The sequence below is a fragment of the Arthrobacter sp. ISL-48 genome (assembly GCF_018613805.1).
Lineage (GTDB): Bacteria > Actinomycetota > Actinomycetes > Actinomycetales > Micrococcaceae > Arthrobacter.
In genome coordinates this window covers 95,366-119,623 of record NZ_JAGGPL010000004.1, presented here as the reverse complement: position 1 = coordinate 119,623, position 24,258 = coordinate 95,366, and the positions used below count along the sequence as shown (strand labels likewise).

At 65.6% G+C, this 24,258-nt stretch carries 23 protein-coding genes; 12 read left to right on the top strand and 11 right to left on the bottom strand.

The annotated features are described in order from the left end of the window. Positions 1-15: 15 nt before the first annotated feature. The 5 genes from J7E83_RS09400 to ssd all read right to left on the bottom strand — a co-directional run bounded on the left by J7E83_RS09400 (position 16) and on the right by ssd (position 4,514). Positions 16-342, bottom strand: a complete 327-nt coding sequence (locus J7E83_RS09400) for a DUF4244 domain-containing protein (protein ID WP_214961339.1) — start codon at positions 340-342, stop codon at positions 16-18. A gap of 296 nt (positions 343-638) precedes the next feature. Then, entirely contained in the window at positions 639-1,295 is a 657-nt protein-coding gene (locus J7E83_RS09395) for a type II secretion system F family protein (protein ID WP_214961337.1), read from the bottom strand. Then, positions 1,292-2,167 (bottom strand): type II secretion system F family protein, encoded by an 876-nt coding sequence (locus J7E83_RS09390; RefSeq protein WP_214961335.1) that lies wholly within the window; start codon positions 2,165-2,167, stop codon positions 1,292-1,294. Before J7E83_RS09390 ends, J7E83_RS09395 begins: the two co-directional genes overlap by 4 nt. Next, complete coding sequence (locus J7E83_RS09385) at positions 2,164-3,411, bottom strand: TadA family conjugal transfer-associated ATPase (protein ID WP_396020526.1); 1,248 nt, start codon at positions 3,409-3,411, stop codon at positions 2,164-2,166. Before J7E83_RS09385 ends, J7E83_RS09390 begins: the two co-directional genes overlap by 4 nt. Further along, positions 3,408-4,514 carry a septum site-determining protein Ssd gene (gene ssd / locus J7E83_RS09380; RefSeq protein ID WP_214961333.1) on the bottom strand — a complete coding sequence of 369 codons (1,107 nt, stop codon included), beginning with the start codon at positions 4,512-4,514 and terminating at the stop codon, positions 3,408-3,410. The genes J7E83_RS09385 and ssd overlap by 4 nt, the downstream gene beginning before the upstream one ends. Before the next feature lie 240 nt (positions 4,515-4,754). On the opposite strand from ssd, the gene J7E83_RS09375 reads away from it, so the two are divergent. After that, complete coding sequence (locus tag J7E83_RS09375) at positions 4,755-6,470, top strand: bifunctional 3'-5' exonuclease/DNA polymerase (RefSeq protein WP_214961331.1); 1,716 nt, start codon at positions 4,755-4,757, stop codon at positions 6,468-6,470. Positions 6,471-6,770: 300 nt separating this feature from the next. Then, positions 6,771-6,959 (top strand): DUF1508 domain-containing protein, encoded by a 189-nt coding sequence (locus J7E83_RS09370; protein ID WP_214961329.1) that lies wholly within the window; start codon positions 6,771-6,773, stop codon positions 6,957-6,959. 81 nt (positions 6,960-7,040) lie between these two features. Here the strand turns inward: J7E83_RS09370 and J7E83_RS09365 are convergent, their stop codons facing one another. The 3 genes from J7E83_RS09365 to J7E83_RS09355 are packed head-to-tail and all read right to left on the bottom strand — an operon-like array spanning position 7,041 to position 9,939. Beyond that, positions 7,041-7,718, bottom strand: a complete 678-nt coding sequence (locus J7E83_RS09365; protein WP_214961327.1) for a CoA pyrophosphatase — start codon at positions 7,716-7,718, stop codon at positions 7,041-7,043. Next, positions 7,715-8,548, bottom strand: coding sequence for an endonuclease III (gene nth / locus J7E83_RS09360; RefSeq protein ID WP_311379622.1), 834 nt, complete (start codon positions 8,546-8,548; stop codon positions 7,715-7,717). The genes J7E83_RS09365 and nth overlap by 4 nt, the downstream gene beginning before the upstream one ends. Before the next feature lie 8 nt (positions 8,549-8,556). Beyond that, positions 8,557-9,939: a hypothetical protein gene (locus J7E83_RS09355; RefSeq protein ID WP_214961325.1), complete on the bottom strand. Its 1,383-nt coding sequence runs from the start codon at positions 9,937-9,939 to the stop codon at positions 8,557-8,559. Between the two features lie 267 nt (positions 9,940-10,206). Between J7E83_RS09355 and J7E83_RS21400 the strand changes: the two genes are divergently transcribed. From J7E83_RS21400 to J7E83_RS09345, 3 genes are all read left to right on the top strand, one after another. After that, entirely contained in the window at positions 10,207-10,338 is a 132-nt protein-coding gene (locus J7E83_RS21400) for a hypothetical protein (RefSeq protein WP_285289330.1), read from the top strand. Between the two features lie 11 nt (positions 10,339-10,349). Then, positions 10,350-12,389: an acetate--CoA ligase gene (acs, locus tag J7E83_RS09350; protein WP_214961429.1), complete on the top strand. Its 2,040-nt coding sequence runs from the start codon at positions 10,350-10,352 to the stop codon at positions 12,387-12,389. A gap of 205 nt (positions 12,390-12,594) precedes the next feature. Further along, a complete protein-coding gene (locus tag J7E83_RS09345; RefSeq protein WP_214961323.1) occupies positions 12,595-13,383 on the top strand; it encodes a DeoR/GlpR family DNA-binding transcription regulator in 789 nt (262 codons plus the stop codon). Between the two features lie 59 nt (positions 13,384-13,442). On the opposite strand, the gene J7E83_RS09340 is transcribed toward J7E83_RS09345, so the two are convergent. After that, the gene (locus J7E83_RS09340) at positions 13,443-14,462 is read right to left on the bottom strand and encodes a LacI family DNA-binding transcriptional regulator (RefSeq protein WP_214961320.1); all 1,020 of its coding nucleotides are present in this window, start codon (positions 14,460-14,462) and stop codon (positions 13,443-13,445) included. A 13-nt stretch (positions 14,463-14,475) separates the two neighbouring features. Further along, positions 14,476-15,678 (bottom strand): Gfo/Idh/MocA family protein, encoded by a 1,203-nt coding sequence (locus J7E83_RS09335; RefSeq protein ID WP_214961318.1) that lies wholly within the window; start codon positions 15,676-15,678, stop codon positions 14,476-14,478. 213 nt (positions 15,679-15,891) lie between these two features. Between J7E83_RS09335 and J7E83_RS09330 the strand changes: the two genes are divergently transcribed. The 7 genes from J7E83_RS09330 (at position 15,892) to J7E83_RS09305 (ending at position 22,969) form a co-directional block, all read left to right on the top strand. Beyond that, the gene (locus J7E83_RS09330; protein ID WP_214961317.1) at positions 15,892-16,857 is read left to right on the top strand and encodes a carbohydrate ABC transporter permease; all 966 of its coding nucleotides are present in this window, start codon (positions 15,892-15,894) and stop codon (positions 16,855-16,857) included. An 11-nt stretch (positions 16,858-16,868) separates the two neighbouring features. Then, positions 16,869-17,810, top strand: coding sequence for a carbohydrate ABC transporter permease (locus J7E83_RS09325; protein WP_214961316.1), 942 nt, complete (start codon positions 16,869-16,871; stop codon positions 17,808-17,810). 75 nt (positions 17,811-17,885) lie between these two features. Then, positions 17,886-19,226, top strand: a complete 1,341-nt coding sequence (locus J7E83_RS09320; RefSeq protein ID WP_214961314.1) for a sugar ABC transporter substrate-binding protein — start codon at positions 17,886-17,888, stop codon at positions 19,224-19,226. 171 nt (positions 19,227-19,397) lie between these two features. Beyond that, complete coding sequence (locus J7E83_RS09315) at positions 19,398-21,590, top strand: alpha-galactosidase (protein ID WP_214961427.1); 2,193 nt, start codon at positions 19,398-19,400, stop codon at positions 21,588-21,590. 94 nt (positions 21,591-21,684) lie between these two features. After that, complete coding sequence (gene aroQ, locus J7E83_RS09310) at positions 21,685-22,140, top strand: type II 3-dehydroquinate dehydratase (protein ID WP_214961312.1); 456 nt, start codon at positions 21,685-21,687, stop codon at positions 22,138-22,140. A 2-nt stretch (positions 22,141-22,142) separates the two neighbouring features. Next, a complete protein-coding gene (locus J7E83_RS21105; protein WP_251043672.1) occupies positions 22,143-22,439 on the top strand; it encodes a DUF2332 family protein in 297 nt (98 codons plus the stop codon). After that, a complete protein-coding gene (locus J7E83_RS09305) occupies positions 22,394-22,969 on the top strand; it encodes a DUF2332 family protein (protein ID WP_251043687.1) in 576 nt (191 codons plus the stop codon). Before J7E83_RS21105 ends, J7E83_RS09305 begins: the two co-directional genes overlap by 46 nt. 51 nt (positions 22,970-23,020) lie before the next feature. Here J7E83_RS09305 and J7E83_RS09300 read toward each other — a convergent pair whose 3' ends face one another. Further along, positions 23,021-24,205 (bottom strand): MarP family serine protease, encoded by a 1,185-nt coding sequence (locus J7E83_RS09300; protein ID WP_214961310.1) that lies wholly within the window; start codon positions 24,203-24,205, stop codon positions 23,021-23,023. Positions 24,206-24,258: the final 53 nt, after the last annotated feature.

The window sequence follows — 24,258 nt, the reverse complement described above, 5'->3', positions numbered from 1 at the left end:
CGGTCGGTGCCGTGGTCATGGCAAGGCCAGCGCCGTGCGGATGAGGTTCAGCAGGAAACCGCGGACTTCGTCGCTGCGCAGAATGAAAACCAGCAGTCCGGCAAAACCCACTGCCGCCAGCGTGGCTATGGCGTATTCAGCGGTGGCCATTCCGACCTCCGTACCCATGAAGCGGGTACGGCCGCGGCGCCGCGGGCGGCTGGCACCCGGGTAGAGCTCAACCACGTTGCCGCGGTCTGCGCTGCCCTCCGCCTTCAGTGGAGTGAAAGGCTCCTCGCCCTCCGCCACGCTGACTGCCCGGGAGTCCCGGGCCGCTCCCACGCCTTTTTGGTTGGTTGTCATGATGGTGTTCCTTCCTGTCGTCCGGCCCAGTTGCCGGCTACTTCGACTCTTCCCGGCGTCGCCGGAGGCGGTAAGGGCCCAGGTGTCCCAAGTGGAAAAGAGTGTGCTGAAACAGGCTGTGGAGGACTGGTTGGGCAGCTGGGCGGCTCCGGGCCAGGAAGGCACGACAGTGGCCCCGGGGCTTTCGTACGGCTGGCCCGGGAGGCCGGCCCCTCATACAGCTGGCCCCGGAGCCCGGATTTACCATGGATGGCTGCACGGCGCCCGCCGGGAGGGAACCTCCAGGCGGGACGTGTTCAGGATCCGGAGGGAACCAGCGCAAGAAGGACCGGAACCACGCCCAGGCAGATGAAGGCAGGAAGCGAACAAAGCCCGAGGGGAATGACCAGCTTTACACCCAGTGAGGCTGCGCGTTTCTCTGCTGCCCGGAACCTCTCGCGGCGCAGCCTGGCAGCCTGAGCGTAAAGGATGGCAGAGGATGGGGCACCGGTCATTGCAGCGAAACCCAGCGCGTCCCTCAATTCCAGGATCTCCGGCAGGCGTACTTCAGAGCTCCGCCAGGCCGTCTCCCAGTCGGCCCCGATGGCCAGCGCCGACACGACAGGACGAAGGGATCTGGCATAGTCACTTGATGCTGAGGCTGCCAGGAGCTCCAGGGAGCGCCCGATGCCGGACCCGGCGTCGAGCATCGCGGCCACGAGTTCCAGCATCATGGCGGTGTCGCGCAGACCGTGCAGGCTCCCGCCCTGGACCGCTTTTGGCCGTGTGTCCCTGCTGTCCGCGTGGTCCAGGCTGCCTGCTTTGTTCAGACGGTCCCCGAATCGGCCGGACTCCTGCCCCATCTGTAGGTGGCGCAGCCGTTTCCGTACCCGGCCGTGGTCCGCATGGACCAGGCAAGACGCGGCGATTAGGGCAACCATGAGAACCAGTCCGGGCAGGAAGGCGTCCGTCATGGCACGCCTGCTCCGGCGGCAGCACTGACCAAACGGGCAGACCAGACCCTTCCCGCCACGGTGAGAGAGGCACCTGCAGCCAATGCGGCCAAACCGAGGGGCGTTCCTAAGAGAACGGCCAGCGGATCGGCCCCCAGGGCGATTCCCAGGCCGAGACCCATAAGCGGAAGCCACGTCAGCAGGCTGACTGTTGCTTTCGGGCCGGCAAGGGCTGTCTGCCGCGCGGCCTCAGCGTCGTCCTCCACTTCGAGTTGGGCGGCGAACCGGGTCAGGACGTCGGCCAGTGGACAGCCGCTGGCCTCGGCAATGTCAAAGCACGCGGCAAGTTCAAACCAGATCCGCGGCTCTGTCGTATTGAGGCGTGGAAAGGCGGCCGGGGCGGAGATCCTGATGGAGTCGGAAACCGGCGAGCCCCGGAAAGCGGCGGACTGGGCGGCTCCAAGCATGGCCACCGACCCCGCGCTTAGCCCCGGGCGGGGCCGTCCCGGCGACGAAGGCGAAGTCCCCGAAGTCCCGGCCGGTATCGTCGCCGGCCGATTCGACGCGGTCTCAAGGCCGGAGGCGTAGACCAGCCACAACTCTTCCCATAGCCTCGCCTGAGTACGGCCCCCTTTCAGCAAAGCGGCGAGTTGCTGCACCACAAGAGTCATGGAAATACTGGCGGCGCCTTTGCCTGCAGGGACCGGACCGGCCTCCGGACGGAAAGCACCGCGGGCAGCGGGACGTCCGCGGCCGCCAGCCCTCCTGTTCGATCCCAGCCCGCCCGCTCCTCTGCCACCCGTGGCCCGGCGGAAGCGCCGTGCGGTTCCGCCGGGCGGCCTCAGGACCAGAAACACGGCCAGCGTCAGCGCCGCGACCAGAAGGACGATCATGCCGCGGCTTCCACGCTGTCGAGTCCAAGCCGGGCAGCCAGCGGAGCCCACGCAGGTCCGTGTGTGATTGCACCGCTTCGGCTCTCCAGTGCGGGAACCACTGCAAGGCCGCCAGGTCCGTCGTCCACCAGGCCGATGCAGGCGATGTGGCGGCCCTGGGCGGACCTCTCCACATGGATAACGACATCGAGTGCGCTGGACGCCTGAAGCCTGACCGCATCCTGCCCGAGCCCGGCAAGTGCTCCGAGGGCTGTCAGACGGGCCGGCACGGCGGTGGCGGTGTTAGCGTGGATGGTTCCCCCTCCGCCGGTGTGGCCGGTGTTCATGGCGGTGAGGAGCTCCCGGACCTCTGCGCCGCGGCATTCGCCGACCACCAGCCTGTCGGGCCGCATCCGTAGCGCCTGACGGACCAACTCGTTCAGATCCACCGCGCCGCCTCCTTCCAGGTTTCCGTGCCGGGATTCCAGCGACACGATATGCGGGTGGATAGGGTTCAGCTCGGAGGCGTCCTCAATCAAAACCAGCCGTTCCGCCGGAGAGCACAGACCCAGCAGCGTGGAAAGCAGCGTCGTTTTGCCGGAACCCGTGGCCCCGCTGATGAGGAAGCTCAGCCGGTACTCCACAACGCGCTCAAGCACGTCCTGGACAAGCCTGCCGAACATTCCGCCGGACCGGAGCTCGTCCATGGTGAACACCTGCTCGCGCCGGATCCGGACGCTGAGCAGCGTGCCGGCGGTTGAAATGGGCGGCAGCACGGCGTGCACGCGGTATCCGCCGACGAGCCGGACGTCTACGCACGGAGACCCGTCGTCGAGCCGTCTGCCGCCCGCCGCGACGAGCCGTGACGCCAGCGCCCGCACCTGCGCTTCGCTGGTGAAGGACACCGCGCTGCGTTCAATTCCCTGACCCCGGTCAACCCACACGGAGTCCGGGGCGTTGACAAAGATGTCAGTCACGGACACGTCGCGGGTCAGTTCCTGGAGGGGACCCAGCCCGTTCAGCTCGGCGCTGATCCGCTCCACGGCGGCCAGGGAGCCGGCTGTTCCCAGCACTTTGCCGGTCGCCTGGACGGCAGCGGCCACCCGTGACGGGGTGACCGGTCCGGCGTCGGCCATCACTGATTCGCGGACGGTCTCCAGCAGCCTGGAATCAAGGACCCGGGGATCCAGGACGCGGGCTTGGCGCCGGCGCACAACCGACGGCGGGAGCAGAGCCGACGGCGGAATGGGGGGCCGGGCGCTCACAGAAATTCACCCACCGGGATTTCACCGTCGAGCAGGTCCAGCACCGACGCCGCAAAGTGCCTGACACTGCGCCGTTTCCCCAGCTCCAGGAGCCGCCCGTTCTCCGAGGCGGCACCCACGCCCCGTAGCTCGGGGACCCTTCCGTGGACAGGCAGTCCCACGGCGTCTGAAATCAGCGCGTGGTCGAGGGCGGCGCCTGCCTTTCCCCTGACCAGCAGCGCAGCCTCAACAGGCGGCAGTTCCTGCGCCAGGCGGGCCGAGGCCACCGCCGCCTTCAGCTGGGCCGGAACCACCACCAGGATACGGTCGCAGTCCCAGGCGAAGGTGTGCAGCGGCTCGCTGCCGCGGCCGATATCCACGACCACCAACTCATACCCGCGCCGGGCCGCATCCAGCACGCCCCCGCTCGCGGCAGCATCCACCGGGGCGGGACGCTCGCGGCTGCCGGGCCAGGAGAGGAAGGAGAAGCCTCCGGCGCTGGGCAGGGAATCGGACAACTGCTCCGGATCGATGCTTCCACTGGCCTCTGAAAGGTCTGGCCAGCGGAGCCCGGGCGTCTCCTCTGCGGCGAGCGCCAGTTCAAGCCCTCCACCCCAGGGATCCCCGTCAATCATCAGCACGCTCGCACCCAGGGCGGCGGCCGCCTGGGCGATCCAGATGGCGGCGGTGGTGGCTCCTGCGCCTCCGCATCCGCCAGTCACCCCGAGCACCAGGCCACCGGCCTCAGGCGAGCGCGACCTGCTCAGATGTTCCGCCAGCCAACCGGCCGCGTCAGGCAAGACAGCCACCCGTTCCGCACCGAGGGACGCTGCCAGATGCCAGAGGCTGTCGCCTTCCCCATTCAACCCCACCAGCACCGCTGGCGCCCGCCGCCGTGGCGGAAGTTCACGGACATCGCTCCCCACAAGGACGGCAGCCGCCGAGTCCCAATATCTTGCCGCGTCAGAAACATCTGCGACCACCCGTAATTGCCCGCCGGCGGCAGCCACAATCCGTTCCACTTCGCTATGGAGAAAGGGCAACCCGGTGACGAGCAGAACTTCGCCGGCCGCATCCGGCAGCCACGCTTCCGCAGTCGGATCCGGGCCTCGGGCCAAGAACATCCCGCCGGGAGTAACCCCTCCGGCCGGCGACCCATGACGCACCGCGCCACGTGAGGTGCCCCGTTCAGTAGGAGTCCGTTCGAAGGGAGACGGAGATAGCTGGTGCCTGCTCATGGAGCCACTTTCCCCCCGGCCACAGTCAGGGGACAGGGGCAGCCCACCCTATGTGGACAAACGTGGGGCCGCACCTGTGTGGAGGCCGGGTCAGAGGCACCTCTTGCACAGGGCAGAATTGGAGCCATGTACCTGCTGCTCGCTGCCCACCCCCACGGTGCTGCCCTCCAGCAAGTCACCCAGGCCGGCGATCCGCATCCGAACAACCCGGAGCCCCGCCTGGTCAGCGCAGGCGAGCTCGCCGCCGTCGTACGCCAGCTCGAACACCGGCCGCAGGGCGGGCCGCCGCGCTGGATCTGGCACCGTACGCAGGACTGGTACCCGGCGCTGCTGGCCTCAGGTGTGGATCTGGACCGCTGTTATGACCTGAGCCTGTGCGCCAACATCCTGGCGTATTCGCAGTTCACAGCCCACACCGAATACGCGCATAACGCAGAAAAGATCACGCTGGACGATCCCCAGCAGCCGCCCCGCCTGCTCCAGCCCCCTCCCCCGCCAGCCGAGCAGGGGGCCCTCTTTGATGATCTGGGCCACCGCGCCGCGCCTCGGCACACCGTGCAGGAACTGCGTACCGAATACGCCGCCCAGCAGACGGCCCTCGCCTCAGTCAGCCCCGGCGAAAACCGGCGGAACCGGCTTCAGCTGCTCCTCGCCGCGGAATCAGCCAGCGCCATGATCGCGGCGGAGATGCAACACGTGGGCGTCCCTTGGCGGGAGGACCTGCACGAACAGATCCTGGCCGACTACCTGGGTCCACGGCCGCCCCTGGGCCACCGGCCGGCGAAGCTTGAGGCGCTCAACACTGAACTCCGCCGGCTGCTCGACTCCCCCGCTCTGAACCCTGATTCGCCGCAGGAACTGATGCGCGCCCTGCACCGCAACGGCATCGAAGTAAAGAGCACCCGGCAGTGGGAGCTCAAAGAATCAAGCCACCCCGCCATCGAACCACTCCTTGCCTACAAGAAACTCTCCCGCCTTCATACTGCCAACGGCTGGGCCTGGCTGGACGCGTGGGTCAACAACGGCCGGTTCCAGCCCGAATATGTGGTGGGCGGCGTCGTCTCCGGCCGCTGGGCCTCCCGTGGCGGCGGCGCGTTGCAGATCCCCCGCCAGATCCGTGGTGCCGTGCACGCCGATCCAGGACACAAGCTGATCGTTGCGGACGCCTCTCAGCTGGAACCCCGTGTCCTCGTGGCACTGGCGCAGGACTCCACGATGGCCGAGGCCGCGAGGGACAAGGACCTGTACGCAGGCATCGCCGCACAGGGCTTCGGCGGCGACCGTGCCAAGGCAAAAGTGGCACTGCTCGGCGCAATCTACGGCGCGACCACCGGCGAATCCGGCCGCCTGATGCCGCAGCTGGCACGGACCTATCCCCGCGCCGTGGGCTTTGTGGAGCAGGCAGCGCGCGACGGCGAGGCGGGAGGCACGGTGACAACCCGTCTGGGCCGCAGCAGCCCGCCGCCATCCGAACGGTGGTTCCAGAGCCAGCAGTCCGCAACGGCGGAGGAGCAGCGGCGTGCCGATTCGATCGCCCGCTCCCGCGGCCGCTTCACCCGCAACTTCGTGGTCCAGGGGTCAGCAGCGGACTGGGCAGCCTGCTGGCTGGCAGAATTACGACGGCGGCTGCGCGCCATGCGCACGGACGGTTCCGTTCATGCGGAACTGGTGTTCTTCCTCCACGATGAGGTGATGGTCCACGCTCCTGAGGCAGGCGTTGAGGAGTGTATCCGGGCAATCGAGGACGCCGCCAACGCCGCCAAGGAGCTGTTGTTCGGCCCCATCCCCGTCGAGTTCCCCGTGAGTGTGGCCGTGGTCGATTCCTATGACCACGCCAAATAGCGGCTCCGGGTCGTGCAGGTGATGCCCTTGCCGCCGTGTGCACCGCGAGGGAAACGGGCGACATGAGCGGTGATGTGGGACAGCCCGCCGGCAGCTACGGCCCGACGGCCAGGGACCATATCGAGTTTCCCAGCCCGGTTCCAGTCACACCGCCAGGCAAGACCCAATCTGCCCGAGAAAGGTAACGTACCCGGCAGTAGCTCGCCCGGGACACGTGGCCGGCGTTACAGTCAAGACGCGACTGTAGCAGAACGGTCCAGCGGCTATTGCAAAGAAGCATGACCAGGGGAGGTCCGGCATATGGCGGGCAGGTTCGAAATTCACCGTGTTGGCGACGAGTCCTACAGGCTCCGGCTCACAGACGCGGAGGGGAATATTGTGGCGGTTTCGCCAAACTTCAAACACATCGGCGCGCTGATTGAAGGGATCAATGCAGTACGCGAAAATGCCGCTACCGGGATAGTGGTGGATCTTAGGAACCAAGGGTAGGGAAAACCGGCCTGACCCTTGCGGCAGCCCAAACGTTCCAGGCCCAACGCTTGCAGTCAGCCGGCTGGAGCGCCAAACGGACTAGACGGCGACCGGGTGCAGACGGTGGCGGTCCCAGGGCACGGCCCAGCCCAGCTGCTCGAAGAGACCGTCAAGCACTATCCCGGTGAATCCCCAGACGAGAACGCCGTTGACCGTGAAAGCCGGGCTGTTGAACGTCCGGCCGGCGCGGCTGATGGTGGCCGTCACTCGGTTGTCAGGGTCCAGCAGGTCACGGACCGGAATGCGGAATACCTGCGCGGACTCCCCGTAGTCCACCACCCGCACCGGCGACGGCGACGCCCACCACGCGAGCACGGGAGTAACCAGGAAGTTGCTGTGGGCCAGTCCAAGTTCCTGGAGGGCGCCCAGCACTTCCACTCCGGCCGAATCAAGCCCGGTTTCCTCCTCGGCCTCACGGAGCGCCGCGGCCACTGGGGATTCCTCAAGGTCGATGCCGCCGCCGGGAAACGCCACCTGGCCGGGGTGGGAGCCCAGGGTGTGCGCGCGTTCCAGCAGCAGGACGTCCAGGTCTGCCGGCGCCAGGGCCTTGCCTGACGAGGCGGGAACGTCATCCAGCACGCCAAAGAGCATGAGCACGGCCGCCCGGCGTGCGATGCTCTCATCCACGGTGAGCCCGGCCCACAAGGTATCGGGCTTTGTGGAGTCCCCGGATTCTGTCCTGTGCGCCAGATCGATCAGGTCCTGGCGTGCGCTCACGGAACCCTCTTTTGGGATTCCATCCGAATTTCCGCAGCCCGGTGCGTTTCGGCAAGCAGCTGCTCCAGGAGCGGCTCGTTGCCGGGAGCAAGTTCGTATTTGAGCAGTGCGGCGGCCTTGATGGGGTCCCTCTCGCCCAGGCCGTAGCTGGGACACCAGTTGGCCACAGGACAGGCCCCGCATGCCGGCTTCCGTGAATGGCATACCCTGCGTCCGTGGAACACCACACGGTGGGACAGCATGGTCCAGTCCTTGGGCTCAAACAGCTCAGCGACGTCGAATTCAACCTGGACCGGGTCCTCGGACAAGGTCCAGCCAAAGCGGCGCGCCAACCGGCCGAAATGGGTGTCAACCGTGATTCCCGGGATGCCGAAGGCGTTGCCCAGCACCACATTGGCGGTCTTGCGCCCCACTCCCGGCAACGTCACCAGATCCTCAAGCCGCCCCGGAACCACACCGTTGTATTCGTCCACCAGGCGGGTGCCCAAGGCAATGAGGCTCCTGGTTTTGGCGCGGAAGAATCCCGTGGGCTTGATGATCGCTTCCAGCTCGGCAGGATCGGCCTCAGCCAGGCTGCGGGCGTCCGGGTAGCGGGCAAAAACCAGCGGAGTGATCTGGTTGACCGTGACGTCGGTAGTCTGCGCAGAAAGTACAGTTGCCACCAGCAGCTCGAGGGGGCTCCGGAAATCGAGCTCGGCATGGGCGTAGGGGTACTTCTCGGCGAGGGCCTTATTGATGCGCCGTGCCCGCCGCTTCAGTGCCAGCAAGGATTCCGACGACACTCTGGGGCCGGCAACTGTACCGGCTGTGGACGTCCGGGAGGCGGCCACAGGTCCTGCTAGCCGCGCTCGATATTGCTGAGGTCGCGCAGCACGCCCACCCGGCCGTCGGTGTGCTGGACCAGGAACTCGTATCCGCGGTCCTCAAGCGCCAGCACCCAGCCGCCCGGTTCGATGACAAAGGCCGGCGCGCCTGTCTGTGGGTCAACGGCGGTCCGGTGCTGAGCGACCGCGAACCAGAAGGCCTCATGGACCGGCTGTTCGTCGGACTCCTCCGGGCGGCTTGCCGGATCCACGGTGGCTCCGATGGGTTCCTGGCTCCGCACCTGCTGGTGCACTGCCGTGGCGGCGACCGGCTCGGAGGCAGCTGCCCGCTCCTGGGCAGGGGTGCCCGCGGCGGCAGGCACTGTGCTGCCTGCCGCCGTCGGAAGCGCGCTGACCTGGGTCTCTTCTGAGGCGGAGGCGGACGAGGCGGGAGGCACGACGTCGGCTGCCTGGCTTGCGGGGGCCGGGTCGCCGGCCGTGGTCCACTCAGCCGCTTCGGGTGCCGACGAGACTCCGGCAGAGGCTGGGGCGGCGCCTGCGGGTTCTTCGGCAGAGGCTGGGGCAGCGGCTGCGGGTTCTTCGGCAGCCGCTGACGATGCGGCGGGCGTGGACGATGCGGCAGGAGTGGACGCGGCTGGGGCAGCCGAGGAGCCGGGCGTTGTTACCGCAAAAGGTCCCGTGTGCAAGACGGAGGACCCGGTGCGGGTAGCCCCTGCGCTGGGAGCTGAAGGAGCAGCGGGCGTGCCGGGGCGGGACGCCGCGGCGGGGTCTGCTGCAGGCTTGGGCACCTTTGGGGTATGGGGTTTCGGCAACGGGACAGCGGATTCCCGGGCCACAATGTGGGCCGGCGATTCGTCACGGCCCAGGAAGTCGCCAGCAAAAAACGGAATGAACCTGCCCAGCACGGTGGCGGCAAACAACACCAGGGAACCGATCAGGCCCACCAACAAGCTGAGGACATACGCGTTGGCAACGGTGAGAAAGAAGAAGGCTACCGCGAAGGAAGCCGCCACGGACGCGAACTGGTCAATGGACAGCGAGCCGATTCGGATCCTCGTTGAAGGGGAGAGCCTGCGGGCGGCGAAGAGCGCGCTGACGATGACCGGCAGGACGATTCCCAGTCCCAGGAAGAACAGGCTGCCCGCGTTCCAGAGGTTGAATCGGGCGCCGAAAATTGGCAGCAGCGAGGCGACGAAAAGAATGAGGGTGGCGGCAAATACCGTCAGGTCCCGGACGGTAAAACGGCCCAGGACGGCCTGGTTGGTGGTGCCTGGCCTGGCGCCTGCCGCACGCGGCTCACCGGACGCGGCACCGCCACCGGATGTAGCGCCAGGACCGGCCTCTGTTCCGCGGCCTAGTTTCTGGCCGAGTTTCCGGCCGAAGCTCTGCTGGTTCATTCTGTTCTCCTTAGCGTGGCGGCACCGGGCCGGTTTCGGCCCAAAAACTGTGCCGTCCGGAACGGCGGCGCCGGCCGGACACAGGTGCACGGTGCACCTGGCCGAACGGCTCCGTAGAAGGTCACAAGTCAATCTCAGCCTAGTCAACGGCATGCCCGATCACTAGCGGGGCTGCGGCGAGCCATGGCCCACCCGTCTGTTCCGGCGACCATTCACCGCTTAATGAATGCCGTTTGTGGGCTCCCGTGTGACTGCGCACACACAGCCATGGAGTCAAGCATTAGTGTTGGTTCCGGAACAGCTTTTGCGGACGTCCGTGACCGGCTGTTGCCCACCGGCGCGCAGGCGCCAGGGGTAACGATGGCGACGGACGCCCGCGCAGAAAAGATCGATGAATGACGAGGTTCACCATGTCCCACGAAACCCCCAGCTCCACGTCCACCGCTGCCTCAGGCACCGGTCCAGGAATTCCTCAGGGCGATGCCTTTGAGAATCTGCTGCACGAGAAGCGGAGGTTCGCTCCCGCCCCGGAGTTCGCTGCGAAGGCGGTGGTTACCGCGGCTGATTATGGGGAGGCGGACGCGGACCGGCCGGCTTTTTGGGCCAGGCAGGCCCGGGAGCTGCTGACCTGGTCCAAGGACTTCACCCAGGCGCTGGATTGGTCCAGTCCGCCGTTCGCGAAGTGGTTTGTCGGGGGTGAGCTGAACGCCGCGTACAACGCTTTGGACCGGCACGTTGAGAACGGGCTCGGAGACCGGGTGGCGATCTATTTCGAGGGTGAACCCGGAGACACCCGCACTTACACGTACGCCCAGCTCACCGACGAGGTGAAGAAAGCCGCGAACGCGTTCGAGTCCCTGGGGGTCTCCAAGGGTGACCGGGTGGCGGTGTACCTGCCGATGATTCCGGAGGCCGTCATCACGCTGCTGGCCTGCGCCCGGATCGGTGCGGTGCATTCGGTGGTGTTCGGCGGGTTCTCCGCAGATGCCCTGCGGTCCCGGATCGAGGACGCCGAAGCCAAACTGGTGGTCACCGCTGACGGCACGTACCGGCGGGGCAAGCCCAGCGCCCTGAAGTCCGCTGTCGATGAGGCATTGTCCAGGGACGGGCACAGCGTGCAGAACGTGGTGGTGGTCAAACGCAACGGCCAGGACGTGGACTGGCGTGAAGGGCGGGATCATTGGTGGGCTGACACGGTCGACGCGGCCTCCACCCGCCACAAAGCCGCCGGGCATGACTCCGAGCACCCTTTGTTCATCCTCTACACTTCCGGTACCACGGGCAAACCCAAAGGCATCCTGCACACCACCGGCGGTTACCTCACCCAGACGGCCTACACGCACAAGGCAGTCTTTGATCTGCACCAGGAGACGGACGTGTATTGGTGCACGGCCGACGTCGGCTGGGTCACCGGCCACTCCTACGTCGCCTACGCGCCTCTGATCAACGGCGCCACCCAGGTCATGTATGAAGGAACCCCGGACTCCCCGCACCAGGGCCGCTGGTGGGAGATCATCGAAAAGTACAAGGTTTCCATCCTCTACACCGCCCCCACCGCGATCCGGACCTTCATGAAATGGGGCAAGGAGATCCCGGCCAAATACGACCTCTCCTCGATCCGGGTGCTCGGCTCCGTGGGCGAATCCATCAACCCCGAAGCCTGGATGTGGTACCGCGAGGTCATCGGAGCCAACGCCGGCAAGAACGGCGAACGCAAAGAGAACCCCGCCCCGATCGTGGATACCTGGTGGCAGACCGAAACCGGCGCCCAGATGATCGCCCCCCTGCCGGGCGTCACCGCCACCAAACCCGGCTCCGCGCAAGTCCCGCTGCCAGGCATCGCCGCGGACGTCGTCGACGAAAACGGCGAATCCGTGCCCAACGGCCATGGCGGGTTCCTCGTGATCCGCGAACCCTGGCCCGCGATGCTCCGCGGGATCTGGGGCGACCCCGAACGCTTCAAGGTCACCTACTGGTCACGTTTCGAAACCATGTACTTCGCAGGGGACGGGGCCAAGAAAGACGAGGACGGGGACATCTGGCTCCTGGGCCGGGTCGATGACGTCATGAACATCTCCGGCCACCGGCTCTCCACCACCGAAATCGAATCCGCACTCGTCTCCCACCCGGCAGTGGCCGAGGCCGCCGTCGTCGGCGCCGCGGACGAAACCACCGGCCAGGCCGTCGTCGCGTTCGTGATCCTCCGCGGAGACGCCGTGGACTCCGGCGACACGATTATCCAGGAACTCCGCAACCACGTCGGCAAGGAAATCGGCCCCATCGCCAAACCCAAAACCATCCTCATCGTCCCCGAACTACCCAAAACCCGCTCCGGCAAAATCATGCGCCGCCTCCTCAAAGACGTCGCCGAAGGCCGCGAACCCGGCGACGCCACCACCCTCGCAGACAACACCGTCATGGCACAGATCGCGGCTTCACTGAGGAAATAAGAAAGGCGGGGCGCCATCCGGACGGGTCCCACCGAGGCAAGGCGGCTGGGTCCCTTCACTATGGCAAGCTGAAGCGTGGGAGTTATCCGGAAGCGTGCGTCAGAGCGAGGTACGAGCAGCACGCGGAGGATGACTGCCACGCGTCAGCGTGTGGCACGCCTAGACTGGACCCAGCCCCATCGCCTGTCTGAAGGATCCTGCCGAAATGCTCCCCGCTGCACGTCACCAGGCCATCGTGGACGCCATCCAGCGCGAGCGTGTTGTCCGGGTCTCTGACCTGGCCCAGGAACTGGGTGTTTCTCTCATGACCGTACGGCGGGACATCGAACTGCTGGAGGAAGGCGGCCTGCTGGAGCGCATCCATGGAGGCGCCAAGCTTCCCGGTGACGTCAGCACCCACGAGCCGGGCTTCGAGCTTAAGTCCACGCAGCTAACCGCCGAGAAGCGGGCCATCGCGTTGGAGGCAGCCGGACTGGTGCACGAGGGTATGGCAATAGGGCTCAGCGCCGGAACCACTACCTGGGCCCTGGCCAAGGAGCTGGTCAGCGGTCCGCGGATTACGGTGGTGACCAACTCGGTGCGGATCGCGGATCTGTTCCACTACGGGACCTCAACCGGTTCAGCCCGCTTCGGCTCCACGGTGATCCTGATCGGCGGCGAACGGACGCCGTCGGATGCGTTGGTGGGGCCGATCGCCACTGGCGCGCTGAAGCAGTTGCACCTGGACGTGCTGTTCCTCGGGGTGCACGGCATGGACGCCGTCGCCGGCTTCACCACGCCCAACCTTCTGGAAGCGGAGACTGACCGTGCCTTTGTGGCCGCGGCCCGGAAGGTGGTCGTCCTCGCCGACCATACCAAGTGGGGGCTGCTGGGCATCAGCTCCATCGCGTCGTTGGACGAGGCTGACGAGGTCATCAGCGACTCCGGCCTGGGCGTTGAAGCCCAGCGGGTGCTCGGCGAAAGGATCGGCAAGCTCCGGCTCGCCTCCGTCTAGGAACCCGGCCGGGTCAGGAGTTCGGCGTCCTGCCGGTCAGGGCCTGCCGGTCAGGGTTTCTAAGGGCAGCCGCAGGACTGGCGGACACGGAGTTCCGTGGGGAAAATCCGGTGCTGGGCCGGCTCTCCGCGCCCCGCCCCGACCAATGCGTCCACCGCGGCCTCAGCCATGGCCCGTACGGGCTGTTCCATCGTGGTGAGGGCGGGCCAGGAATATTCTGCCTCGACCGACCCGTCAAAGGACGCAAGGGCGATGTCACCGGGCACGGTCATCCCGGCTTCGCGCACCGCCCGCAGGATGCCTATGGCCTGCATGTCGGAACTGGCAAAAATGGCAGTGGGCCGGTTGGCGGACGCTATCAGGCGTTGACCCGCGAGATAGCCGCCGGGGCGGGTGAACTCGCCATGGACGATCTGCCCTTCGGGCACCCCAGCATCGCGGAGTGCCTGCAGCCAGCCCCTCTCGCGTCCGTCGACTTCGCTGGAGACGTTGGTTCCCATGGCCAGCCCAATCCGCGTGTGCCCGTGGCCGAGCAGGTGTTCCACCGCGATCCGTGCCCCCGTGGCGAGGTCCACTCCGATGCTGTTAAACCCGGCGGCCTCGCGGCCTTGGTTTAGCAGCACCGATGGTATGGCAGCCTTCTCCAAATCCTCAAGGTCCGGCTCAAAGAGGACGCTCGCCAGCAGCACCCCGTCGACCTGCCGCGCGGCCAGGTTACGGACGTTCCGCCGTTCCTTCGCCAGGTTCCCGTCAGAGTTGGTCAGCACCAGGGTGTAGCCCAACGCTGCTGCCGCATCTTCCACTGCGTGGGCCAGGAGTGAGAAGAACGGGTTGGTGTTGTCCGGAACGATAAGTCCCAGGGTCTCACTGGAGCCCAGCTTAAGGGCACGCGCTGCCGCGTTGGGGCGGTATCCCAGCACCCGGATGGCATCCTGCACCTTGGCCTCCGTGGCAGGAGCCACCCGTTTGGGGCCGCCGTTCACCACATAACTCACGACGGCGGTGCTGACGCCCGCGTAGCGTGCCACATCCTTGCGGGTCACGGGTCCGCGCGGAGTGTTCAAAGCCGAGGAAGTCATGGGTCCATGCTATCTATGCGCTTTCGGGGGCGTCGCCGAAATCGCGGATGGGGAGCCGTGCGCCACCTTGAAGGGCGGATTCGTGGGCCACGATGCCTGGCAGCGTGAACCGGGCCGCAACCCAGGCGTTGACCGGCGGCACCGTGCCATTGTTGACCGCGGTGACGAAGTCGTCCACGAGGAAGTGATGGCTGCCCTCATGCCCGTTGGGCGCTCCGCGGAACTCCTCGGGGAGGCGTTCCGCGTCATGGACCGGCGACAGCCCGGAGACGAAGGCGTCCCTCAGCTCGGGGGCCACGTTGGCCAGCGACGGGTCATCGAGGGACATGCTGGGCCGCGTCTCCAGCTGCTCGGAAATGTCGTGGACGTTTTCCTTGTCCTGCCACACGGTGACTTTGGCGAGCTGCTCAAAGCTGGCTTCCGTGCCGAAGAAGCGGAACCGGGACTCCCTGATGTGGGACGGGTAACCCACGCGGCGCATCTCGTTGGTGCGCATCACGCCGCCGTCGTTCAGCTCGAACAGGGCCGTGGCGTTGGAGAAGTCGTTGCCGAACATGCTGACGTCCTTGTCGAACACGCCATCGTTACGGTGGTCCTTGACGCCGACGCAGCTCACGCTGACGGCATGGGCCGGCACTGCGCCCAGAACGCCCCCGACAGCATGGGTTGGGTACAGCATGGGAGGGTAGCTGGCGGTCTCCTTCCAGCGTTCGCCTCCGCTGTACTGGTAGGCGTCGTAGAAGCCGAGGTCCATGTCGTGGACGTAGTCGCCTTCACTGTAGAAGAGGCGGCCGAATTTTCCGGCGGCAAGCTGCTTGCGCGCATAAACAGTGGCGGGGTTGTAGTAGCTGGTCTCGCCCATCATGTACACGTTTCCGGTCTCGCGCACTGCGGTGATGATGCGTGCGATTTCATCCTCGGAGATGGCCATGGGGACCGCGGAGTAGACATGCTTGCCGGCCCGGAGCGCCTGCTCCACTAACGGGCCGTGGGTCCAGCGCTGCGTGAAGATGGCCACGGCATCCACGTCGGATGCCAGCATTTCCTCGAAGCTCGCCTTCACGCCCGCGAGGTGGAACTGGTCCACTGCCTCGGCTGCGCGCAGTGAAACTTCATCCACGACATACACCGCACTGACCCCGGGGTGCAGGTTGAACAGGTGCGCAAACTGGCCGCCAAACTGGCCTACCCCTACTACGCCGATCGAAAACGTCATTGTTTTACCTTTCGCTGAATGTCCCGGGGAAATCGCTCGGGCAAGCGCTCTCCATGAGTCTCAGTCTTTCACCGCGATCTACTCGAGTCAACAGACGCCGGACGGCCAGAGAAACTTTGCTGGAAAAGTAACGCGAAATACTTGCCGGGCCAGATCTACTCGTGTAGATTGCAGTCAGTTGTTACCCACATCACAGTCAGGAAAGGGTCGAAGATGACCACCCTTACAAAGCAGCAACGAGACCCGGCAGGCCGGGCAACACGCTCCAGAGCAGGAAAGACCGGAAGCGGCGGCAGGAAAAGCATCACTCACCGCATGGGCGACCTGAAGATCGCCATGGTGTTCATTTTTCCGGCGATGCTCGGCTTCGTCTTCTTCTTCCTGATCCCCACGATCCGCGGTGTCTACCTCAGCTTTACCGAATACAGCATCCTCGGAGACCCCACGTGGATTGGGCTCAAGAACTACACCACTATTTTCTCCGACGAGCTGTTCTGGAACGCCATGGCGGTCACTGTGCAGTATGTGGGCCTGAACATCGGTTTCCAGACGGTGATTGCCCTCGGCCTGGCGCTCCTGATGCACCGCGTCGCTAAATCCACATTCATCCGTGGGGCTCTGCTCCTGCCGTTCCTGGTGGCCAATGTCATCGTTGCCCTGTTGTGGTTTTGGATGCTCGACTACCAGCTCGGCATCGTCAATGAGGTCATCAGTTGGCTGGGCTTGCCCCGTATCGCTTTCTTCGGCAGCGAGCAATGGGCCATTCCCACCATCGCCTTCGTCAATGTCTGGCGCCACATGGGCTACACGGCCCTGCTGATCTTCGCCGGACTGCAGTCGATTCCCAGCCACGTTTATGAGGTTGCATCCCTGGACGGGGCGTCTCCCACCCGGACGTTCTGGAGCATCACTATGCCGCTCCTGCGCCCGGTCATGGTGCTTGTCCTGGTTGTCACCGTCATCGGCTCCTTCCAGGTGTTCGACACCGTTGCCGTTACCACCGGCGGCGGTCCCATCAACGCTTCCCGCGTCATCCAGATGTACATCTACCAAAAAGCCTTCACCGAGTCGGACTTCGGGTACGCCTCAGCGCTCTCCGTCATCCTCTTCGTCATCCTCGCCCTGGTGGCCTTCGTGCAAATGAAGTTCCTCAAGGGCAATGAATCGGACCTGGACTAAGGACCCCCTTTATGACTACTTCGACTGCTTCCCGGCAAGACGCCACCTCCACCCGCACTGTCATCAACAAGCCGCGCAAGCCGTTTAATTGGCGCCGCGCGGGAGCGTGGACCCTCGTGGTCATCGCGTTGATTGTCACCATCTCGCCATTCCTGTGGATGCTTCGCACCGCCCTCTCCAGCAACCATTCCCTCGCCGCCAACGCCGGCAACCTCCTGCCTGCCGACTTTAGCTGGGGCGCCTTCAAAAGGGTGCTGGGCCTGCAAACTCCTGAGGAAGCAATAGCCGAGGGCGGATCCGGCGCGGCCATCAACTTCTGGTGGTACCTCCGCAGCTCCATCATAGTTTCCACCGTGGTCACCGTCGGTCAGGTGTTCTTCAGCTCCATGGCGGCCTACGCCTTCTCCCGGCTACGCTGGCCCGGCCGGGAGAAAGTATTCGCCCTGTTCCTGGCCACCATGATGGTTCCTCCGATCTTCACGGCATTGCCGAACTTCCTGATGATCAAGAACCTGGGCCTCCTGAACACCTATGCCGGCATCATCCTGCCGTTCCTGTTCATGACACCCTTCGCGATCTTCTTCCTGCGCCAATTTTTCCTGAGCATGTCCCGGGAAGTGGAAGAGGCCGCCATGCTCGACGGCGCCAGCAAGTTCCGCATCTACTTCAAGATCGTGCTGCCCAACGCGGCCGCCCCCTTGGCCACGCTGGCACTGTTGACGTTCATCGGCACCTGGAACGAGTACTTCTGGCCCCTCCTGGTAGGCCAGGACGAGAGCGTCCGGGTCCTCACGGTAGGCCTGGGCGTCTTCAAGTCCCAGTCTCCGCAGGGCGCCCCGGACTGGTCCGGCCTGATGGCGGCAACCCTCATTGCCGCCCTGCCTGTCCTCCTGCTGTTCATAGCCTTCGGCAAGAAGGTCGTGAACTCCATCGGCTTCTCCGGCATCAAATAGCCACCTTTACCCGCTCCATCTACTCCCTTCCCGCACCTACCTTCCGCACCCCCTGCAAGAACTGAAAGGTCCACCATGAAAAAGTCCCTTGGCGTCGCCGCTGCTGCTGCCGTCATCGCCCTGTCCCTATCCGCCTGCGGCGGGTCCGCCCCCGCCTCTACCGAGGCCAAGGGTGAGATCAACTACTGGCTTTGGGACGCCAACCAGCTCCCCGCCTACCAGCAGTGCGCTGATGATTTCACTAAGGCCAACCCTGACATCAAGGTGAAAATCACCCAGCGCGGCTGGGACGACTACTGGACCACCCTGACCAACGGCTTTGTTTCCGGAACAGCCCCCGACGTTTTCACGGACCACCTGGCCAAGTACCCGGAGTTCGCCTCCAAGAAGCAGCTTCTGTCCCTTGACGACGCCGTCAAGAACGACAACGTCAAGCTTGACATCTACAACAAGGGCCTGAGCGATCTTTGGGTCGGCCAGGACGGCAAGCGCTATGGCCTTCCCAAGGACTGGGACACCATCGCCATGTTCTACAACAAAAAGCTGGTGGCAGACGCCGGCTACACGGAAGAGCAACTCAAGGGCCTCGACTGGAACCCCAAGGATGGCGGCAGCTACGAAAAGGCCATCGCGCACCTGACCGTTGACAAGAACGGCAAGCGCGGCGACGAAGCCGGCTTCGACAAGAACAACGTGGCAGTTTACGGACTGGGCCTGGAAAACTCCGGCAGCGGAGATGGCCAGACCCAATGGAGCTTCCTGTCCGCCACCATGGGCTGGACCCACACGGACAAGAACCCCTGGGGCACAAAATTCAACTTCGACGACCCCAAGTTCCAGGAAACCATTGCCTGGTGGGCGGGACTGGCGGACAAGGGCTACATGCCCAAACTGGAAACCACGGTTGGCGCCAGCGTGAGCGATAACTTCGGCGCAGGCAAGGCCGCCATCAACACCGGCGGCTCCTGGATGATCGGCCAGTACACCAGCTACAAGGGAGTGGAAACAGGAATAGCCCCCACCCCCAAGGGACCTGACGGGAAGCGGGCCAGCATGTTCAACGGCCTGGCTGACTCCATCTGGGCCGGTACGAAGAACCCCGCCGCATCGGTCAAGTGGGTGGAGTACCTCGCCTCCACAGCTTGCCAGGACGTCGTGGCCGGCAAGGCCGTAGTGTTCCCCGCCATCACCACCTCCTCCGACAAGGCCGCGGACGCGTTCAAAGCCAAGGGTGTCGACGTCAGCGCCTTCACGACCCAGGTCAAGGACGGCACCACGTTCCTCTTCCCCATCGCTGACAAGGCCGCAAAGGTCGCGGGCATCATGAAGCCCGCAATGGACGCTGTCCTCTCCGGCAAGAAGCCCGCCAGCTCCCTCACCGAAGCCAACGACCAGGTCAACGCGCTCTTCAAGTAGGCGCAACTCCCCACAAAGCGTGACTGCGGGTGTGGCCGCAGTCACCTGGTCCGGATGCCGCCGTCCCCTCCTCGCGACGGCGGCATCCGGACTCCCACCTGTCCAGAAGCATCACCTGCAACATATCCACATCACAGAACGCACACCATGATTACCGAAAGAGACTCACCTATGGATCCGCTCCACCTCCGTACCGCCGGCACCAGCCTGGTGATCAGTTTCAACAGCGGGGAGGCCGAGATTATCCATTGGGGCGCCGATCTAGGCGCCGCCCTGCCGGACCTCGCCATCCTGGGCGAACCCGTCCCCCACTCCGCCGTTGATGCTAACGTTCCAGCCGGCCTGCTGCCGCAGGCATCCTCCGCCTGGCGGGGCAGGCCGGCACTACGGGGCCACCGTGTCCTGGACGGCGTTTCCGGCTTCGACTTCTCCGTCCGCCTCCGCGTCGTAACGGCTTCCACTGCGCGCAACTCGGCGATCATCGTGCAGTCCGACGCAGGCGCCGGCATTACCGTCCGGTCCTTCCTGACACTCCACGACGGAGGCCTGCTGGAACTCCGGCACTCCGTCACCAACGACGGCACCACGCCCTACCAGCTCGACGAACTGGCCACGGTCCTCCCGGTGGCGCCGGACGCCGTCGAACTCCTTGACCTGACCGGTCGCTGGTGCCGGGAAAACCACCCCCAGCGCCGGTCTATCCAGCAAGGGACCTGGGTCCGGACCGGCCGGCACGGCCGCACCGGCCACGATTCCTCGCTGCTGTTCGCGGCGGGCACGGAAGGCTTCGGTAACCGCCATGGCAAGGTCTGGGCCACCCACCTGGCCTGGAGCGGAAACCACGAACAATTCGCGGACAGCATCGGAGACGGCCGCACCATGATCGGCGGCTCCGAACTGCTGGGACCCGCCGAAGTCATTCTCCAGCCCGGCGGCAGCTACACGACGCCACCACTCTTCGCCGCCTACTCAGGCCGTGGACTGGACGGCATCAGCGAGGCGTTCTACAGCTGGTTCCGCTCCCGCCCGCACCACGTCCTGCCGGCCCCGGGCGCTGCCACCCAGCCGGGAAAACCGCGTCCCGTGGTGCTCAACACCTGGGAAGCGGTCTACTTCGACCACGACCTGAACACGCTGGTGGAGCTGGCTGAATCAGCCGCCGAGCTGGGCGTGGAGCGTTTTGTGCTCGACGACGGCTGGTTCCGTGGACGCCGCAACGACCGCGCAGGGCTGGGCGACTGGTATGTGGACGAGTCGGTGTGGCCCGCCGGCCTCACTCCGCTGGTCGAGGCGGTCACCTCACGCGGGATGGAATTTGGACTGTGGGTAGAGCCGGAAATGATAAACCTTGATTCCGACATCGCCCGGGCACACCCCGGCTGGATTGTTGGCCCGGCCGTGCTTTCACACAAGGACGGCGGACGGCTCCCCGTGGAGTGGCGGACCCAGCACGTCATCGACCTGGTGAACCCGGAAGCCTGGCAGTATATCTTTGACCGGATCGACTCCTTGCTGACGCAGCACAACATCAGCTACCTCAAGTGGGACCAGAACCGCGACCTGACCGAGCACGGCCATGCGGGACGCTCTTCCGTCCATGAGCAGACCCTGGCCGCCTACCGTCTCTTTGACGAGCTCCGCAAGGCCCACCCCGGCGTCGAGATTGAAAGCTGCTCCTCCGGCGGCGCCCGGGTGGACCTGGGCATCCTCGAGCGCACGGACCGGATCTGGGCGTCGGACTGCAACGATGCCCTCGAGCGGCAGAGCATCCAGCGCTGGACCGGACTGGTTGTCCCACCGGAACTGGTCGGCGGGCACGTCGGCCCCACCACCTCCCACACCACGGCCCGCACCCACGATCTGTCTTTCCGCGCCATCACGGCGCTGTTCGGGCACTTCGGCATGGAATGGGACGTCCGGGAGCTTCAGGGCGAACAGCGGGAGGAGCTCAAGCGCTTCATCGCGCTCTATAAGGAGCACCGGGGGCTCATCCACAGCGGCCGGATGGTCCGCGCGGATGTCCCGGATGAAACCCTGCTCCTGCACGGGGTGGTAACTCCCGCGCCTGCCGATGCCGGCACGACGGCGGCTCTCTTCGCCTTGGTCAGCACCCGCACCGCCTTCGCAGAGCAGCCTGGTCGGATCACCGTTCCAGGGCTCGAACCGGACCGCACGTACCAGGTCGATGCCATCTTCCCGACACCCGCAGACGCCGACTACGCGCAGAACTACACCCAGGTCCAGCCTCCTGCATGGCTGGCAGACGGCGCTGAGGCCAACGGCCGGTTCCTGGCCGAAGTAGGCCTGCCCATGCCCATCCTCAACCCGGAACACGCCGTCCTGCTGAGGTTTACCGCGCTCTAGCAGCCCTTGGTTGGCCTGCCCTGCATTTCCCGGCCCGCAAGCCCGGGCAGTAAAGAATGCACGGCAGGCCAGCGCAGGCGATAGATTTGCAACCATGACTGAAGCCACCACCGCCGGCCGCGGCACCATCCTCGTGATGAACGGACCCAACCTGAACCTGCTGGGAACCCGCGAACCGGAAAAATATGGCACGTCCACCCTTGCCGATGTGGAGCAGCTGGCCCGCACCGCTGCTGAGGGGCACGGCTTCACGGTGGACTGCGTCCAGTCCAACCATGAAGGCGTCCTGCTGGACGCCATCCACGCGGCCCGGGGAACCGCCGTCGGAATTGTGCTCAACGCAGGAGCTTTCACGCACACCTCCGTCGCCCTCCGGGACGCCCTGGCGGCGGTGCAGTTGCCCGCCGTCGAGGTCCACATCACCAATGTGCACCAGCGCGAGGAGTTCCGGCACCACTCCTTCCTGTCGCCGGTCTGCTCGGCCGTCATCGTGGGCGCCGGCGTGTTCGGCTACAAGCTCGCCATCGATTACCTGGCCGAAGCCCTGTAGCCATGGCCCCCGGGCCGGAGACGGCCAGCCGCACCGCCGCGTGGTACCGGCATTTTGGCCTGGTCGAGGCACCGGAATCCTCCCCCTGCTACGCGGAGTGGACGCTTGGCATCGCCGACGACCCGGAGCTGGTCTCCTGGATCGACGTTTGGCCGCACGACAAGCGCCAGCCCAACCTCTTGCTGGCGGCCGCACGGCGCTTTTCCCGGACCGCTACAGCTACGAGTTCGACGACGGCACAACTGTCACGCGGCTGTCCCCCCTTCCCGCGGGAACGCAAGGTGAGGCTCCCGTGCTGAGGTGCGCCACCAAGGGACCGGTGCCCTTGCCTGCCGAAGTCCCGGAGGTGGCATGGCGGGCAGGCATCGACCTGAACCCCCTGGATGTGAACGACGCCGACGACGTCGCCTGGCTGGAAGCACTCGTCTGGCCGGAGCAGGAATTCCGTCTTCGGAGGCTGCGCCAGGCCGTGGCCATTGCAGCGAAGGAACCTCCACTGATCGTGGCCGGAGACCTCAACAACCGGCTGGTTCACCTGGCCGCGCAGGCGCCCGCCGACGCCGCCCTGGTGGTGTTCCACAGTGCTGTGATGGCCTACCTCAGCGCCGACGGCCGATCCCGTTTCCGCCAGACCATCCAGGAACTCAGGGCTGGCCGGGGGTGTCATTGGCTGTCCAACGAGGGGCGCATGGTGATCGACCAGGAGGACGGCTCCAACGTGGTCCCGGAGGTGGATCCGGAAAGGATCATGGGCAGGTTCCTGCTCATGCACAACGGACTGCCGGTAGCCATTACCGGCCCGCACGGCCAAAGCCTTGAATGGCTTTGAGGGCGAGTGCCACCTTGGGCGGGCCCAGCCTCCTGTCCCGTGAAGGCCTGCCTATTTCTGGATGCACTGCCCGGATGACACCGGCGCGCTGAGCCCTGGAGCCTGGGAAGCAACCGGGGTGAGGTCGTCCATGGTGATGGCGAAGCCGACCTCGGCATCGGAGGTTGCCTTGGCGAAGATCACACCTGCCACCTGGCCTTCGGTGGTGAGCAGCGGGCCGCCGGAGTTTCCTGGCTGGACGTCCCCGGCCAGGCGGTAGATGTCCTCGGGTGCCGAGTTGTTGCCGTAAATATCCGGCACCAGCACGGTGCTGATGTCCTGGACTGTTGCCGGCTTGGACTGGAGCGGCCCGCCGTGCGGATACCCTGCGAAGGCGGCCGGGCTGCCGTTCGGGAGGTCGGGGCTCAGGGCAAGCGGTTTGGCGGGCAGTCCGTCAACTGCCAGGACGGCAAGATCATGTTTCGTGTCGAAGTAGACCACCCGGCCGGGCATCGCTCCCCCGCTGGGAACCTCCACCACCGGCTGCGACACGCCCGCCACCACATGGGCATTCGTCACGACGCGCCCGGGCGACACCACAAAGCCGGTACCGGTCTGGTTCTGGCCGCACTGGTACGCGGTCCCGGCGATTTTCAGTACGGACTCGCCGGCCCTGTTCAGCGCCGGTGTGTCCGTGCTGGCATTGGGAATGGCCACGGGTTGGCCCGGCGCGAGCCCTTCAAGCAGCGTAGGAATGCCGTTGCCGATCACCGTGGAACGCAGTTGCGCCATGGTTGCCTTCACCGGGACTGGCGTCAGACCGTCAATGAACCGGATCACCTTGGACTCGGCCAGCTGTTGCGACACGAACGGCACACCGAGGGAGCCGATGCTGAAGGCGAGCATGGACATGACCAGGGCGGAGACCACAACGCTAACGGCCCCGCCCACGAGGCGGTCCACGGCGCGCAGGGGCCTGATCCGCACGGCGCCGCGGATATTCCGCCCGATCATCGTGCCCAGCCCGTGTCCCAGAGCCACAAGGACGACGGCGGCAGCCACTGTGGCGGTAAGCCTCCAGCCGGGATCGGTGACGTAACCGCTGACCAGCGGCACGGCGAAAAACGCTGCCACCGCGCCGGCAGCAAACCCGGCAATCCCGCCGAGGGTAACCAGGAAGCCGTTGCGCAGGCCATAGATCAGATAGGACAGTAGCGCCAGGATCAAGGCCAGGTCCAGAACGGTCAAGCCAAACACTAAGGCTCCTTATATACGGTTGAGCCCTAATTCTAATGGCGCAGGCTGACATT